Origin of the sequence: Afifella marina DSM 2698 (genome assembly GCF_900102695.1) — a bacterium.
Lineage (GTDB): Bacteria > Pseudomonadota > Alphaproteobacteria > Rhizobiales > Afifellaceae > Afifella > Afifella marina.
Map to the genome: position 1 here is coordinate 353,113 of NZ_FMVW01000003.1, position 13,813 is coordinate 366,925.

Annotated in this window: 17 protein-coding genes; 6 read left to right on the forward strand and 11 right to left on the reverse strand. The window is 63.0% G+C overall.

Annotation, left to right across the window (positions count from 1 at the left end; all coding sequences use genetic code 11):
* Positions 1 to 4: 4 nt before the first annotated feature.
* A complete protein-coding gene (locus tag BLP76_RS09515; protein ID WP_200170502.1) occupies positions 5 to 553 on the forward strand; it encodes an SH3 domain-containing protein in 549 nt (182 codons plus the stop codon).
* A gap of 67 nt (positions 554 to 620) precedes the next feature.
* Here BLP76_RS09515 and BLP76_RS09520 read toward each other — a convergent pair whose 3' ends face one another.
* The 3 genes from BLP76_RS09520 to BLP76_RS09530 are packed head-to-tail and all read right to left on the reverse strand — an operon-like array spanning position 621 to position 3,686.
* Complete coding sequence (locus BLP76_RS09520) at positions 621 to 1,448, reverse strand: carbohydrate ABC transporter permease (protein ID WP_092811956.1); 828 nt, start codon at positions 1,446 to 1,448, stop codon at positions 621 to 623.
* A gap of 1 nt (position 1,449) precedes the next feature.
* Positions 1,450 to 2,445 (reverse strand): carbohydrate ABC transporter permease, encoded by a 996-nt coding sequence (locus BLP76_RS09525; RefSeq protein ID WP_092811958.1) that lies wholly within the window; start codon positions 2,443 to 2,445, stop codon positions 1,450 to 1,452.
* Positions 2,442 to 3,686 carry an ABC transporter substrate-binding protein gene (locus BLP76_RS09530; protein WP_244514529.1) on the reverse strand — a complete coding sequence of 415 codons (1,245 nt, stop codon included), beginning with the start codon at positions 3,684 to 3,686 and terminating at the stop codon, positions 2,442 to 2,444. The genes BLP76_RS09525 and BLP76_RS09530 overlap by 4 nt, the downstream gene beginning before the upstream one ends.
* Before the next feature lie 376 nt (positions 3,687 to 4,062).
* Here BLP76_RS09530 and olsB point away from each other — a divergent pair, with 376 nt between their 5' ends.
* Positions 4,063 to 5,064: a l-ornithine N(alpha)-acyltransferase gene (olsB, locus tag BLP76_RS09535; RefSeq protein WP_092811962.1), complete on the forward strand. Its 1,002-nt coding sequence runs from the start codon at positions 4,063 to 4,065 to the stop codon at positions 5,062 to 5,064.
* On the opposite strand, the gene BLP76_RS19200 is transcribed toward olsB, so the two are convergent.
* Positions 4,965 to 5,282 (reverse strand): Smr/MutS family protein, encoded by a 318-nt coding sequence (locus BLP76_RS19200; RefSeq protein WP_338081675.1) that lies wholly within the window; start codon positions 5,280 to 5,282, stop codon positions 4,965 to 4,967. The two genes, olsB and BLP76_RS19200, sit on opposite strands and share 100 nt — an antisense overlap.
* On the opposite strand from BLP76_RS19200, the gene BLP76_RS19205 reads away from it, so the two are divergent.
* Positions 5,217 to 5,537 (forward strand): hypothetical protein, encoded by a 321-nt coding sequence (locus tag BLP76_RS19205; protein WP_338081676.1) that lies wholly within the window; start codon positions 5,217 to 5,219, stop codon positions 5,535 to 5,537. The genes BLP76_RS19200 and BLP76_RS19205 overlap by 66 nt on opposite strands.
* A 70-nt stretch (positions 5,538 to 5,607) precedes the next feature.
* Here BLP76_RS19205 and mltA read toward each other — a convergent pair whose 3' ends face one another.
* Together mltA and BLP76_RS09550 are read right to left on the reverse strand one after the other, a co-directional pair.
* Entirely contained in the window at positions 5,608 to 6,678 is a 1,071-nt protein-coding gene (gene mltA / locus BLP76_RS09545; protein ID WP_244514522.1) for a murein transglycosylase A, read from the reverse strand.
* A 9-nt stretch (positions 6,679 to 6,687) separates the two neighbouring features.
* Positions 6,688 to 7,395 carry a Tim44/TimA family putative adaptor protein gene (locus BLP76_RS09550; protein ID WP_092812140.1) on the reverse strand — a complete coding sequence of 236 codons (708 nt, stop codon included), beginning with the start codon at positions 7,393 to 7,395 and terminating at the stop codon, positions 6,688 to 6,690.
* 141 nt (positions 7,396 to 7,536) lie between these two features.
* Here BLP76_RS09550 and BLP76_RS09555 point away from each other — a divergent pair, with 141 nt between their 5' ends.
* Together BLP76_RS09555 and secB are read left to right on the forward strand one after the other, a co-directional pair.
* Positions 7,537 to 8,025, forward strand: coding sequence for an FxsA family protein (locus tag BLP76_RS09555; protein WP_092811966.1), 489 nt, complete (start codon positions 7,537 to 7,539; stop codon positions 8,023 to 8,025).
* 189 nt (positions 8,026 to 8,214) lie between these two features.
* The gene (gene secB, locus BLP76_RS09560; RefSeq protein WP_092811968.1) at positions 8,215 to 8,727 is read left to right on the forward strand and encodes a protein-export chaperone SecB; all 513 of its coding nucleotides are present in this window, start codon (positions 8,215 to 8,217) and stop codon (positions 8,725 to 8,727) included.
* On the opposite strand, the gene dnaQ is transcribed toward secB, so the two are convergent.
* The 5 genes from dnaQ to BLP76_RS09585 form a co-directional block, all read right to left on the reverse strand.
* Positions 8,700 to 9,446 carry a DNA polymerase III subunit epsilon gene (dnaQ, locus tag BLP76_RS09565; RefSeq protein ID WP_092811970.1) on the reverse strand — a complete coding sequence of 249 codons (747 nt, stop codon included), beginning with the start codon at positions 9,444 to 9,446 and terminating at the stop codon, positions 8,700 to 8,702. The two genes, secB and dnaQ, sit on opposite strands and share 28 nt — an antisense overlap.
* A 105-nt stretch (positions 9,447 to 9,551) precedes the next feature.
* A complete protein-coding gene (coaE, locus tag BLP76_RS09570) occupies positions 9,552 to 10,139 on the reverse strand; it encodes a dephospho-CoA kinase (RefSeq protein ID WP_092811972.1) in 588 nt (195 codons plus the stop codon).
* On the reverse strand, positions 10,130 to 10,969 hold the full coding sequence (locus BLP76_RS09575) for a shikimate dehydrogenase (RefSeq protein ID WP_092811974.1): 840 nt from the start codon (positions 10,967 to 10,969) through the stop codon (positions 10,130 to 10,132). The genes coaE and BLP76_RS09575 overlap by 10 nt, the downstream gene beginning before the upstream one ends.
* A 1-nt stretch (position 10,970) precedes the next feature.
* A complete protein-coding gene (locus BLP76_RS09580) occupies positions 10,971 to 11,567 on the reverse strand; it encodes a Maf family protein (protein ID WP_092811976.1) in 597 nt (198 codons plus the stop codon).
* The gene (locus BLP76_RS09585) at positions 11,564 to 12,397 is read right to left on the reverse strand and encodes a pyruvate, water dikinase regulatory protein (RefSeq protein WP_092811978.1); all 834 of its coding nucleotides are present in this window, start codon (positions 12,395 to 12,397) and stop codon (positions 11,564 to 11,566) included. The genes BLP76_RS09580 and BLP76_RS09585 overlap by 4 nt, the downstream gene beginning before the upstream one ends.
* A 387-nt stretch (positions 12,398 to 12,784) precedes the next feature.
* Here BLP76_RS09585 and hemE point away from each other — a divergent pair, with 387 nt between their 5' ends.
* The gene (hemE, locus tag BLP76_RS09590) at positions 12,785 to 13,810 is read left to right on the forward strand and encodes a uroporphyrinogen decarboxylase (RefSeq protein WP_092811980.1); all 1,026 of its coding nucleotides are present in this window, start codon (positions 12,785 to 12,787) and stop codon (positions 13,808 to 13,810) included.
* Positions 13,811 to 13,813 lie beyond the last annotated feature (3 nt).

Genomic DNA, 13,813 nt, shown 5'->3' on the forward strand with positions numbered 1-13,813 from the left:
GCAGATGATGCGCCCTCTCCTCTTCCTTCGTTCTCGTCTCAGCCTTCTTCTTGTCTTGGCCCTGCTCGCCGTGGCGTGGCCGGGCGAGCCTGGATGGGCGCAGGCCCCGAAAGTGGGGCCAAGCGGCTATCCATTACCACGCTTCGTCAGCTTGAAATCAAATGCCGTCAACGTCCGCAAGGGGCCCGGCAAAAACTACGGCATTGCCTGGCGCTTCGTGCGGGCCGGTCTGCCCGTCGAGATCATCCAGGAATTCGAAACCTGGCGGAAGGTGCGTGATTCGGATGGCGCGGAAGGCTGGATCCACCAGAGCCTCCTGTCCGGGCGGCGCACGGCGATCGTAGCCCCCTGGGCCAAAGGCGAGCGCTTCAATGCGCATGCGGACGCAAGTGAGACGGCACGGGTGACGGCGATTCTCGAATCGGGCGTGGTGACCGACGTGGTGCGCTGCCGCGAGGGCTGGTGCGACGTTCGCGGCGACAAATACGAAGGCTGGATGGAGCAGAATTCGCTCTGGGGCGTCTATCCCAACGAAAACGTCTCCGACGGCTGACCGCGTACCCACATTCCCTCCACGATCCAGCCCCCGACAACCCAGCCACCGCGATCCAGGGCGTCGCTCATCCCTTCACACCTCCGGCCGTCAGGCCCGAGACGATCTTGCGCTGGAAAATCAGCACGAGAACGATGAGCGGCACCGTCACGACAACGGACGCCGCCATAATCGTGCCCCAGGGAATCTCCTGCTCCGAAGCGCCGGATAGAAGCGCGATCGCGACGGGCACGGTGCGCGTATCGTTGCTCGACACGAAAGTGAGCGCGAAAAGGAATTCGTTCCAGGCGGCGATGAAGGCGAGAAGCCCCGTCGTCACCAGCGCCGGCCACATCAAGGGGAGAAACACCTTCATGACGATGGTCATGGGCTTTGCGCCGTCGACGATCGCCGCCTCTTCGATCTCCACCGGCAAATCCCGCATGAAGGTCGTCAGCACCCAGACCGTGAACGGTAGGGTGAAGATCATATAGGCGAGGATCAGCGAAAAGAGCGAATTGTAGAGGCCGAAAAGGCGGACGAGTTCGAAAAGCCCGGCGAGAACCGCGATCTGCGGAAACATCGAAACGGCGAGAATCGTCAAAAGCAGGATGCCGCGGCCGCGAAACTCGATACGCGACAAGGCGTAGGCCGCCGTCACCGCCAGGAAGAGCGAGATCGCCACGACCACGAAGGCGACGATGACGGAATTCAAGATGTTGAGCGGGAAGACGCCGTTGACGAGCACGTCGCGGTAATTGGCGAGCGAGAAATCCGTCGGCAGATAGTCGACGCGAAAGAGCGCCGTGCCCGATTTGAAGCTCGTCAGGATGGCATAATAGAACGGGAAGATCGAGAAGAGCACGATCAGGACGACGAGCGCATAAAAGGCCGTCCGCTTCACGAAGGCCGGCATCTCAGCGCCCTCCCCCGAGATTGAGCCGCGCCGCCTTGATGTAGACGAGCGTGATCGCCGCAATCACCAGGAATAGGAGCGTCGAGGCGGCCGAGCCATAGGCGAACTGATCGAACTGGAAGAGGTTTTCCTGAGCGAACACCGACATCGTCTTGGTTTCGGTGTTGTTGGGGGTCAGCACGTAGATGAGGTCGAAGACGCGCAGGGCGTCGAGCGCCCGGAAGATGACGGCGACCAGGATCGCCGGGCGGATGAGCGGCAGCGTCACCTTGAAGAACACCTTGACCGGATGGACGCCGTCGATTTTCGCCGCTTCGTAGACGTCGGAGGGCACCATCTGCAGCCCGGCGAGGATGAGAAGCGCCATGAACGGCGTCGTCTTCCACACATCGACGATGATGACGGCCCACATCGCCGTCTCCGGCGAGGCGGTCCAGGCGATCGGATGGGAGAGGATGCCGACCGACATCAGCATGTCGTTCAGAATGCCGAACTGGTCGTTCATCATCCACGCCCACATCTTGGCCGAGACGATCGTCGGGATCGCCCAAGGGATGAGAACGGCAGCCCGCACAAAGCCTCGGCCGCGAAACGGGACGTTGAGGACGAGCGCCACGATGAGGCCGAGGACGGTTTCGATCGAGACGGAGACGAGGGTGTAATAGACGGTGTTCCACACCGCGTTCCACCATTGGGCGTCGAAGAAGAGACCGAACCATTCCCCGGTCCCGTCGCCATAATCGACATATTCGAAATAGTTGCGCAGGCCGACGAAGCGGGCGGCATCGAGATCGGCCAAACTCGCATCGGTGAAGGAAAACCAGATCGTCTGCAGGAGCGGCCAGCCGGCGACGAAAGCGAGGACGGCGAGCATCGGCGTGAGAAAGAGCCAGGCGGAGGCGAGCCGCTGCCTTGAAAGCGCCGAACGCGCCGCCGGCTGTTCTTCGGTCCGCATCGCATCGTCGGTCGGCGGGGCGCCGGGAATCGCGTTCGTCATCGCCAGCCATCCCGCTTCAGGCGCCGCAGCCGGTGCTCCAGCGTCTGAAGATTGGTTTCAGCCGATGCCGCACCGGAGAGCGTCTCGTTGACGGCGGTCCAGAACTCCTTCGACACTTCGTTGTACTGACGTTTCGTGGGTGCGGAGGGACGCGGCACAGCCTTTTCGACGACATCTGCCCATTCGGCGATGATCGGCTGGCGTTCGGCGATGTCCGGATCGTCATAGAGCGCCGGGATCGTCGGCAGCCGCGCATAGGTGAGTGCCCGCTCCTTCTGCGCTTTGCGGGACGACAGGAAGCGAACGAGCTCGATCGCTTCTTTCTTGTGCTTGGAATATTTCGACACGGCTAAGTTCCAGCCGCCGAGGCAGGGAGCCGAGCGACTGCCGGGCTCGGCGGGCAGCGTCGTTACCTCAAACTTGCCTTTGACCGGCGAATCCTCACCGTTCGACAGCGCATAGGCGTAAGGCCAGTTGCGCATGAAGACGGCGTTGCCGGTCTGCCAGACGCCGCGGGCCTCCTCTTCCTTGTAGGCGAGCACACCGGCGGGGGCGATGTCCCTCACCCAGCCACGCGCCCGCTCCAGCGCCTGGGCGGCCCTCTCGTTGTTGATGGTGATCTCGCCCTCTGGCGAGACGATCTGCCCGCCGCCGCTAGAGGCGACCCATTCGAGGCCGTTGCAGGTGAGGCCCTCATAAGGGGCACCCTGAAAGACGAAGCCGTAGATCTGACCGCTGCCGGCGGCGCGTTCCTTATCCTGGATCACTTTGGCGGTTTCGGTCAGCTCCTCCCAGGTCGCGGGCGGGTTCCTGCCGTATTTTTCCAGAAGGTCCTTGCGATAGAAGAGCGCCGGGGCATCCGTATACATCGGGAATGCGACGAGCCGCCCCTCGACCGTCTGTGATTCGATCACGGAGGGGAAATGGTCGCCGATGACGTCGGCCATGGCGTCGCGCAAATCGACGAACTGATTCGCAAGCTGAGGCGCCCAGATCACGTCGACACGGTAGATGTCGATGTCATCGGTGCCAGCCGCCAACCACAAGCGATATTGCCCGAACTGGTCGCTCGTCGAGGCCGGCATCTCGACGATGTCGACCTGGTGGCCGGTCTCCGCCTCGAATTCCGCAAGCTGCGTGCGCAATTCCTGAATATCGGCACCGACAGAACCCGAGACGATCGAAAGCTCGGCAGCAGAAACCTCGCTGGAGCCAAGGGTAAATATCGCAGCAACGGCCATCGCCGCGGTGCCAAACCGCATGTTCCCCTCCCATCCGGCCGGTATTTCCCGGCTCTTTCCTGCCTTGCGTTCAGATCTCAACGATCATGCACAGCGCTGGTTGCGGGAAAGTCTAGCCGGTTACGGCGGCATATTGGGAGTCCCCCTGCAGGAGCACGTGGCCGCGACTGTATCGATCGCGCGTTTGCTTCCTCCCGGGGGGAGGCGAAAACTGGCCGCGACCAATCGACCGTGATCGTGCCTCCGATGCTCTCCAGGCCGGCCACGTCACTCCAATGTCATGTTTTTCTTATGGAATATGGCAACTCTGGTCGATGTCGGCGCGATCGTTTAAGGAAAGCGCATGAGATCGAGATTCCCCAGGGGCAGGGAGGCCATGCAGGGACGGCATCATCTCTCTCCACGACGACTGGTGCGGCGTTTTGCGCCCGGTCTCGGGAGGGCTCGGGGCAGCGGTTTCGTACGCCCATTCGCAAAACCGGGTCGCGCCCCTTGGCGGGCAGCCCGCCATGTCGGAACGCTCGGAAGGCTCGGAGATCTCGAGGCGCGGCTTGCCCGTTCGCCCTCTGAGATCCGCCGGTCGCAAGGGCTGCGCTATCATGTCTTCTACGAAGAGATGGCAGCCATTGCCGACGACGAAACCTATCAGCGACGGCGCGACGCCGATCCTTACGACCTCATCTGCGACCATCTTCTGGTGCTTGATCACGCCGTCCCGCGGCGACCGTTCCTGCGCTCGAAGCCCGAGATCGTCGGCACCTACCGGCTGTTGCGGCAGGAAATTGCTGAAATCAACGGCGGCTTCTACTCGGCCGGGGAATACGATGTCGGATCGCTCGTCGCGCGTTATCCGCATCTGCGCTTTCTGGAGCTCGGCCGCTCCTGCGTGCTGAAGCCTTACCGCGACAAACGGACGGTGGAACTCCTGTGGCACGGCATCTGGAGCTACGTCTTGATGCACGGCATGGACGTGATGATCGGTTGTGCCAGCATTCCAGGCACCGATCCCGACAAGCTCGCCCTGCCTTTGAGCTTTCTCCATCACAACGCGCTGGCGCCCGAAGAGTGGCGGGTGCGCGCGGTCGATGAGCGTTACGTCGACATGAACCGCATGGCGGCCGAAGAGATCGACGCCAAGGCGGCGCTTCGCCAGCTTCCGCCGCTGATCAAAGGGTATCTCCGCCTTGGCGGCTATGTCGGTGAAGGGGCCGTCGTCGACTATCAGTTCGGCACGACGGATATCCTGGTCATTCTGCCGGTCAGCGCGCTCAATCCGCGCTATGTGGACCATTTCGGCAATGATGCGAGCCGGTTCGCGGCGCCTGCCCCGCCGTCCGGACGCCGGCTATTTGGGCCGCGGCGGCGCAATCTGACATAAAGCGCCCCGTCGCCTCCGTGATGACGGGAGGCGTGCTCATAAGCGACGACGAGCTCGCGGAACGCGGGCTCCGCGAGCCATCGCGGCACCATCGTTTTCAACACCCCTTCGCCTTCCGAGCGGCCCTTGCCGGTGATGACGAGGACCAGGACATGGCCACGCGCCTGCGCGCCGCCCAGAAAAGCCAGGAGGCGATCATGGGCGCGTTGCTGGGTCATGCCATGCAGGTCGATGCGCGCGTCGGGCTCAAGGCGGCCGCGCAGGAGACGGCGCTTCAGCCGGGGCTCAAGCGCTGCGGCGGCGCGCGGTGCGGTGCGGGGTTTCGGTTGTGGAGAAAAGACAGCGTCGACGGGCAATGGAGCTGGGCTGCGCTTTCCGGCGGTGAGGGCGGAGGCGCTCGTCTGGGGCGACGCATCACCCTGCGGCGTCGCTGCCTGAGCGGCGAGTTCGTCGCGGAGCGAGCGGCTTTTTAAGGGCCGCACGGTGCGTCGCACCTTATCCCAGAGTGCCTTGTCTTCAGGTGACAGCTGTTTGCGGGCCATCTCAGGCGCACGCTTTCGGGAGAAGCGGAAGCAGGACGCCGCGATGCCGGATCTCACCCGCCGCGGCTCCGGCGTCCTCCCCGGAGCCTGCAAATATATCGGCGCGCCCGGCACCCTTGATCGCCGAGCCCACATCCTGCGCGACCATCAGGCGGCGAAACGCGCCGGGCCCGAAACCCGGAAGGGGTGGCGCGGTGACGAACACCGGCAGGTGGAGGGGGGAGAAGGCCGGGTCGACGGCGAGGCTTCGGCCGGCGCTGAGCGGGACACCCGCTGCGCCCAAAGGCCCCGCCTCGGAAGCGAGATCGACGACCTCTTTGAAAAAGATAAAGGATCGGTTTTCGGCCATGAGCCGGCGGCCGGCCTCGCGGTGCGCCTTGAGCCAATGTTCGAGACCGGCTTTGCCGGCCTCCGCTTTTTCCAGATAGCCGCGCTCGACGGCGAGGCGCCCGATGGAAGTGTAAGCGTGGCCCGATTTTCCGGCAAAGCCGATGCGCATATGCCGGCCATCACCGAAAGAAAGGCGCGCCGAGCCTTGGACATGGATGAAGAAGAGATCGACGGGATCGGCCACGTAGGCGAGTTCCAAGCCACGATCCGCCAAGGCACCAGCTTCGATCGCCGCGCGGTTGGGGCAAAGCGGGGGCTGATCGGTGATCTCGGTTTGGACGGCCTCCTCGGGTGGCCCATAGATCGGCACGCTGAACGCCTCGGAAGGCTCGCGCCGGGCTTCGATCACCGGTTCATAATAACCTGTGAGGAGGCCCTCGGAAGTCGCGGGCGCCGGCACGAAATAGGTCTCGAAGAAACGGCAAGCCTCTGCGGATGACGGCTCGACCGGGAGACGCAGCGCCGCGGCAGCGGGCGCTTTCAGATCGGGAAAACTGTCAGGCGAAAGCGTGTCCTCAGCGAGGAGCCTTTCGGCCGATTTGCGGAAGACCCGAAAGGCGGCGCGATGGTCGTCCTCGTGCCAGCCCGGAAGGGATTCGAGAGACAACGACCAACGCTCGTCCGCGTCGGAGACGGACGAGGTCAGAGTTGTGATGGGCGAGGTCGGGGCATCTCCAGCCACCGGCGGTGCTCAGCTGGAGCCGGTTGCGACCAGCTCCCAATTGGGATCGCGGCTCGTCGTGGCACGGGCGAAGGTCCAGACTTCGTCGGGCTTCTGAACGGTGTTGGGATCGCCCTCGATGACGCGGCCCTCATCGTCATAGGTGACGGATACGATCTCGGATTTGAAGCGGACGGAGACACGCGCGACCTTGTCTTCCAGCTCCGCCTCCGTGAGCTTTGCACTCTCGAAGCCGACAAAGCTCGTCTCGAGCCTCTCGCCACGCTGCTCCCGCTCGCTCATGGCGGTCGCGAAGCTCTCGTACACATCGTTGGAGAGGAGGGACCGCAAGGTGGTTCGATCGCCCGCGGCGAAGGCCTGCACGACCATCTCGTAAGCGGATTTGGCGCCTTCCAGGAAGGAATCTGGCTCGAAGGCGGGATCCGCGCGGCTAATCGCCACAAGCCCGTCATAAAGCGGCGTATCGGGCTTGGCATGGCGCTTCAGAGCGCTCCAATCGGGGGCGCTCGGCATTTCCCGCTCGGGCGCCTGACCGGGACGCGGCAGGGTCACGACGTTCTCAGCGCTATGACGGGCCGCGACAGGCGGTTTGCGGCCGTTCTCATAGGGCGAGGGTTCGCTGCCGGTGCGACGGCCCAGGACGCTGCCGAGCCGCATAAAAATGACGACCGCGATCACCAGGAAGATCAGAGAATAAATGTCGAAAAAGCCGCTCATGCCGATATCGTGCACGCTCCCTACGGGCGTTCGCTTTCTTCCCCGGCAATGTAAGCACGATCCCGGCCGAGTCCAGCAGGTCGCAGGAAAGTCTTTAAAAAACCGGCCGAGACACCATATCGCAGGATCAGGATTGAACCCATGCCAATTTTCCTTCTCCTCCTCCTTATCCCGCTGATCGAGGTCGGCACGTTCGTCGTTGTCGGGCAGTATATCGGCCTCGCCCCGACGCTGCTTTTGACGCTGCTGACGGCGATCCTCGGCACGGCGCTTCTGCGCCATCAGGGGCTCAGGACCATTTTGCGCATCCGTAGTGATCTGGAATCCGGGCGCATGCCGGCGCGCAACCTTGCCGACGGGGCTCTGATCGCCGTTGCCGGGGTGATGCTCCTGACGCCTGGCTTCGTCACCGACACGCTCGGATTTCTGCTTTTCGTGCCCGCTGTGCGCGGGCGCATCTGGCAGTTCGTCCTGTCGCGGGTCGATCTCCGCGTGGTCGGCACCCAGAGTTACGGTTCGTCGAGCTATCAGTCGACGCGGCGCGGCCCCGATGGGGAGACCGTCGTCGACCTGGATGAGGGCGAGTTCGAGGTGCACGAGATCGATCCGGATCGGAACCGCCCTCGCTGAAGGACGCGCGAGCTATCTGGTCCGGTCGGCAGAGATCGGACGAGGCGCAGACGAAAAATGCGCAGCAGCCCGGGAAAGTCGCCTCAAGGGTGCAATAGAGGGCGATCGCGGGCGGTGCGCGGTTGTGGCTCACCGCACCGCATGCTAGGCGCGGGCAACTGTTCCCAATGACAGCTTTGGAAAGACGATATGGTCAATAATGCCAGCAATGGCGGCGAGCAGGCCGCCGGCACGGATGCGAAGAGCCAGGCATCGGCGCAAGGGCCGGGAATTCATGTGCTCGGCCAGTACATCAAAGACCTTTCTTTCGAAAATCCCAGTGCGCCGAACTCGTTGAGGCCCGCAAGCGCCAATCCGTCGCTCGACGTCAACGTCAACGTGAACGCGCGTCCGATCGCCGACGGTCAGTTCGAAGTCGAGCTGAAGCTTGATGCGAAAGCAAGCCGCGGAGACGAGACGCTCTTCATCACCGAAGTCGTCTATGCGGGCCTTTTCCAGATCCGCAACGTTCCGCAGGAGCATCTTCATCCGATCATCCTGATCGAATGCCCGCGTCTGCTCTTCCCGTTCGCGCGCCAGATCCTCGCCGACGCGACGCGCCAGGGCGGTTTCCCGCCGTTGATGATCGATCCGGTGGATTTCGCCGCGCTTTATCGCCAGCGGGCCGCGCAGGCTCAGGCGGACGCACCGACCACGGCCTGAGGCTTCAGAGAGACGCGCTCTTCGTCGTCCTTCCAGACGTTCAGCCAGAGCGCGTCCTCACCCATTTCGGCTTCCACGAAGGCGCGGTGTGCCGCGCGCATCTCCTCGCTCAACCGCGACGGCAAGGCGCGTGGCCGCGGTCCGACTTGCCGGAGTGTGCCCGTGTTCGAGGCACCTTCTGAGAAACTGCCAAGCGCGAGCAGCGCCTGACGCCCCCCCTGCAATTCGACATAGACTTCGGCGAGGATCTCCGCATCGAGGAGCGCTCCGTGTTTGGTGCGCTTGGAATTATCGATGCCGTAGCGGGCGCAGAGCGCATCGAGAGAGTTCATCCCGCCCGGATGTCTGCGCCGTGCCAGCATGAGGGTGTCGACGAAGCGCTCGTCCGGAATGACGGAATAGCCGGCCTTCGAAAGCTCCATGTTGATGAAGCCGCGGTCGAAGGACGCGTTGTGCGCGACGAGCGGTGCATCGCCAACGAACTCCAGGAAGTCACCCACGCATTCGAGGAACGCCGGCTTGTCGCGCAAAAATTCCTCGGTCAGGCCGTGCACGGCGACCGCGTCGGGGCTGATCGCGCATCCCGGGTTGATATAGGCGTGATAGAAGCGACCGGTGGCGATCCGATTGATGATCTCCACGCAGCCGATCTCGATCAGCCTGTCACCCTTGAGAGCGTCGAGGCCAGTGGTTTCCGTATCGAAGACGATTTCCCGCATGGCGTGATCATGGATTTCGGTTCGCTCAGATACAACCGATCTGAACGCGAAAAGCGGCTTTTCCCTGACTGATCCCTGACTGATTCCCGCGGGTCCGGCGCGGGCTCAGATCAGTGCGGATGTCGCCCGCAGGATCGTCTCGACGTCGCGCTCGGCCGCCTCAAACCCAAATCCGGTGTCGATGATGAAGTGGGCGTGGCGCCGTTTGTCGGCGTCCGGCACCTGCCGGGCCAGAAGCTTCTCGAAAAGCTCCTCCGTCATGCCACGGCGGGCGAGCACCCGTTCGCGCTGCGTTTCCGGCGAGGTCGTCACGACCACGACGCAATCCATCCATTGCTCGGCGCCGGTTTCAAACAGAAGGGGGATATCGAGGACGACGATCGGAGCACCGTCGCGCGCTGCCTGTTCGCCGAATTCGACCGTTTTCGCGCGCACCAGAGGGTGGACGATCTTCTCCAGACGGGCGAGCTGGTCGATGTCGCCGGCAAGGGCCGCGCCGAGCTTCTTTCGATCGACTTCGCCATCTGCCGTGACCCCCGGAAAGGCCTGTTCGATCGGCTCGACGGCAGCGCCCCGATAGAGGTCGTGCACGGCGCGATCGGAATCGTGCACGGCAATCCCACGGCGTCGGAACATCGCCGCTGTCGTCGACTTCCCCATAGCCATGGAGCCAGTGAGTCCTATTACGAACATGAGTCTCTTTCGATTAGATCGGCGACAACGATGTCCCGCAACGCCGCGTCCACGACGGGGCGGACACCGAACCAGCGCTCAAATCCGGGCACGGCCTGATGCAACAGCATTCCGAGGCCATCGACCGTGGTCAAACCGGCCGAAGCGGCGCCGCGAAGGAACGGTGTTTGAAGCGGCACATAGGTGAGATCGGTGACGATGGCGGAGTCCTTTGCGCCGTCCCACGGAACCGAGAGCTCGGCGCCGGCGAGCCCCGCCGAAGTTGCGTTGATCACTAAATCTGCAGAGGAGAGTCGTGACGCGAGAGCGTCGAGCCCAAAGGCTCGGACCTTGCCAGGAAAGCGCTCCGCAACCTCGCGGGCACGGGCTTCCGTACGGTTCAGGAGTTCGATCCTCTCCACGCCGCCTTGCACGAGGGCATCGATGACGGCCCGGCTCGCGCCGCCCGCGCCGACAATCAGCGCGCATTCGGTCTTTTCAGACCACGCTGGCACTACCTGATCGAGAGAGGCGAGGAAGCCAATCCCATCGGTGTTGTCGGCCACAAGGAGCCCGTCTTCGAGCCAAAGCGTGTTGGCGACACCCAGGCGTTCCGCTGCAGCGCAGCATATCGATGCTGCAGCACAGGCGACCTCTTTGTGCGGCACGGTAACATTTGCGCCGACATATCCGGAAGCAGCGAAGCCGCCATAGAACGATGCGGCCTCCTGCACTGGCACTGCGCGTAAACTATAGTCGCCTTCAATATTATAGCGCTTGAGCCAGAAGCCATGGATCAGGGGCGAACGCGAATGTGAAACGGGCCAACCCGTCACGCAGGCGCGCAGCATATCAGAACGTCCCAAGGCCGTTTTGGCGCAGAAAGCCGAGAAGCGGTAACAGCGGCAGGCCGAGTACGGTGAAATAGTCGCCCTCGACACTTTCAATCAGCCGTATGCCGGGCCCCTCAAACTGATAGAGACCGACGCTGGAGAGAATCTGTGGACCTGCGTCCGCCAGGTAGCGGCCGACTTCATCCGCCACGATCGCGCGCAAGGTGATGGCGGCGCTGTCGTGGGCTTCAAAGAGCGTTTTGCCGGCACGCATGCACGCGACAGCGGAATGGAGATAGTGCGTCTTGCCCGAGAGCTCGAGAAGCTGTTGGCGGGCGGCCTCCATATTCTCGGCCTTGCGGAACATGCGTCCGTCGAGCTCCAAGGTCTGGTCGGCGGCGATGACGAGGGCTTGCGGGTCTGCCTCACTCGCCAGCGTGGCTTTCGCAAGAGCGAGCGTGGAGGCGATATCGCCGGCGCCCGCCCCGGCTCGGAGCAGAGGTTCGGAGGCTGCCAGCTCGTCGAGTTCGGGTGAAACCTGGCGGAAGGCGAGGCCCGTGCCCGCAAGGAGGGCTTTGCGGGCCTTGCTGCCCGAAGCGAGAACAAGCTCTGTCATGCCATTTGCTTTCCGCGCCGTTCTCCCAGAAGCGCCAACACGGCGGCGGCGGTTTCCTCGATCGATCGGCGGCTCACATCGATCAAGGGCCAGCCGTATTTCGCACACAGGCGTCGTGTCTCCAGTACCTCCTGGGAAACGGCCGTGCGGTCGAGATAGGCCGGGTTGTCGTCCTCCGGCGAGAGGCTCAAGACCCGGTTTTGGCGAATTTGGACGATTCGATCCGGGCTCGCGACGAGCCCAACGACCAGGCAGGTCTTGGCACGCGTCACCAAAGCGGGCACCGGAATACCCTTCACGATCGGCAGGTTTGCCGTCTTGATGCCCCGGTTGGCGAGGTAGATCGAGGTCGGCGTCTTCGACGTGCGGCTGACGCCGAGAAGCATCACATCGGCTTCGTCGATATCGCGCGGCAGCTGGCCGTCGTCGTGCATCATGGTGAAATTGAGCGCTTCGATACGCTCGAAATAGCTCGCATCGAGCGCGTGCTGGGCGCCGATCCGGCCTGTGGAACGAGTCCCGAGATAGGCCTGAAAGGCCTGCAAGACCGGATCCAAAACCGAGACGGCCGGGATCGACAATTCGTTGCAGCGTGCTTCCAGGAGCTCCGCCAATTTCTCGTCGACGAGCGTGTAGAGGACAATCCCCGGCGAGTTTTCCAACTCAAGCACAATGCGCTCGATCTGCTTGGCCGTGCGCACCAGAGAGTGGATGTGTTCGACCGCATGAATGCCGGCATACTGGGCCGCAGCGGCACGTCCGACGTTGATCAGGGTCTCGCCCGTCGCATCGGAAATCAGGTGGAGATGGAAGAACCGCGTCGGCGCCAAGGGGATGACCGTGGATAAAGGGGCCGTTTTTTCACGCCGGGAGCGAACACGCCGATTGCGCCCCCACTGTCCCGACGACGATCCACAATTTGGATGGCGCGGAGACGATTGGCAACAGGCTGTGGGAATGAGTCGACAACGCGGCGCGATTCACAGCTGGTGGCCAGAGATGGAAATGCACGGTGTGCAGCCGTAAAGGCTTGTCAGGCGCGGCTTCCGGAGAGTCACTTAAGACCCTATCCCCGGTGTTTTCCCCTGGGGGATCAATAAGGCGGGGCGCCTTTGCCGCGGATTGATGTGTTGTGGGGCGATTTGAATCCGGGTAATCCACCGGCCAATAACAACAGAAGAATCCTTAAAACCTTTAATTTGGGGTTAAGAGCACCTGTGGCTTCGGCAAGATCGCTTCTTCGAGTCCTCGACGGCGAAAGCCTAGAGACACCTCCGCTTTGGATGATGCGTCAGGCAGGGCGCTACCTTCCCGAATACCGGGAAACGCGCAGTCAGGCGAACGGGTTCCTGGACCTGTGCTACACGCCGAAACTCGCAACCGAGGTGACGCTTCAACCGATCCGGCGTTTCGGTTTCGATGCCGCAATCCTGTTTTCCGACATCCTCGTCATTCCCGACGCGCTTGGTCAGAAAGTGGCTTTCGAGGAAGGGCACGGACCGCGGCTGGAGCCGATCGATCCGGCTCGTATCGGAGAGCTGGCGGGCAAGGACGTCACGGCGTTCCTTGCACCGGTGCTGGAGACGGTCGAGCGGGTGCGGACGGAGCTTCCCCAGGAGACGACGCTCCTCGGCTTCTGTGGTGCTCCCTGGACCGTGGCGACCTATATGGTCGCGGGGACCGGGACGGGCGATCAGGGGCCGGCCCGGCGTCTTTCGCTCGGTGAGCCGGAGCGCTTTCAGGCGCTCATGGATATCCTCGTTGATGCGTCGGCGCGGTATCTCGTGGCACAGCTGAAGGCGGGTGCGGATGCAGTTCAGATTTTCGATACATGGGCTGGCGTTCTCGACGAAGAGGGTTTCGAGCGCTGGGCGATCGAGCCGGTGCGCGTCATCATCGAGAAGGTTCGGGCCGAAGTTCCAGGCGCGAGGGTGATCGCATTCCCGAAGGGCGGTGGAGCACGGCTGACGCGTTATGCCGAAGGAACCGGCGCCGATGCGATCGGGCTCGATTGGTCGACGCCTCTTGAGGCTGCGCGGAAGAATGCGGGCGGCAAGCCCTTGCAGGGAAATCTCGACCCGATGCGCCTCATCGTCGGTGGCAAGGCCCTGGAGGACGGTGTGCGCAGCATCCTCGAGGCGATGCGTGGTTATCCCCATATCTTCAATCTCGGACATGGGATCACGCCGGACACGCCGGTGGAGCATGTCGAGACGTTTGTGAAGCTCGTACGGGGCAAGTAAACG

Excerpts from the sequence above, each read along its gene's own strand:
- olsB (WP_092811962.1), top strand. The coding sequence starts at position 4,063 with ATGCAGGGACGGCATCATCTCTCTCCACGACGACTGGTGCGGCGTTTT.
- dnaQ (WP_092811970.1), bottom strand. The coding sequence starts at position 9,446 with ATGCGGGAAATCGTCTTCGATACGGAAACCACTGGCCTCGACGCTCTC.
- BLP76_RS09580 (WP_092811976.1), bottom strand. The coding sequence starts at position 11,567 with ATGACAGAGCTTGTTCTCGCTTCGGGCAGCAAGGCCCGCAAAGCCCTC.
- BLP76_RS09575 (WP_092811974.1), bottom strand. The coding sequence starts at position 10,969 with ATGCTGCGCGCCTGCGTGACGGGTTGGCCCGTTTCACATTCGCGTTCG.
- BLP76_RS19200 (WP_338081675.1), bottom strand. The coding sequence starts at position 5,282 with ATGACCCAGCAACGCGCCCATGATCGCCTCCTGGCTTTTCTGGGCGGC.
- coaE (WP_092811972.1), bottom strand. The coding sequence starts at position 10,139 with ATGTTCGTAATAGGACTCACTGGCTCCATGGCTATGGGGAAGTCGACG.
- secB (WP_092811968.1), top strand. The coding sequence starts at position 8,215 with ATGGTCAATAATGCCAGCAATGGCGGCGAGCAGGCCGCCGGCACGGAT.
- BLP76_RS09515 (WP_200170502.1), top strand. The coding sequence starts at position 5 with ATGATGCGCCCTCTCCTCTTCCTTCGTTCTCGTCTCAGCCTTCTTCTT.
- BLP76_RS09530 (WP_244514529.1), bottom strand. The coding sequence starts at position 3,686 with ATGGCCGTTGCTGCGATATTTACCCTTGGCTCCAGCGAGGTTTCTGCT.
- BLP76_RS09550 (WP_092812140.1), bottom strand. The coding sequence starts at position 7,395 with ATGAGCGGCTTTTTCGACATTTATTCTCTGATCTTCCTGGTGATCGCG.
- BLP76_RS09555 (WP_092811966.1), top strand. The coding sequence starts at position 7,537 with ATGCCAATTTTCCTTCTCCTCCTCCTTATCCCGCTGATCGAGGTCGGC.
- BLP76_RS09520 (WP_092811956.1), bottom strand. The coding sequence starts at position 1,448 with ATGCCGGCCTTCGTGAAGCGGACGGCCTTTTATGCGCTCGTCGTCCTG.
- BLP76_RS09525 (WP_092811958.1), bottom strand. The coding sequence starts at position 2,445 with ATGACGAACGCGATTCCCGGCGCCCCGCCGACCGACGATGCGATGCGG.
- BLP76_RS19205 (WP_338081676.1), top strand. The coding sequence starts at position 5,217 with ATGGCCACGCGCCTGCGCGCCGCCCAGAAAAGCCAGGAGGCGATCATG.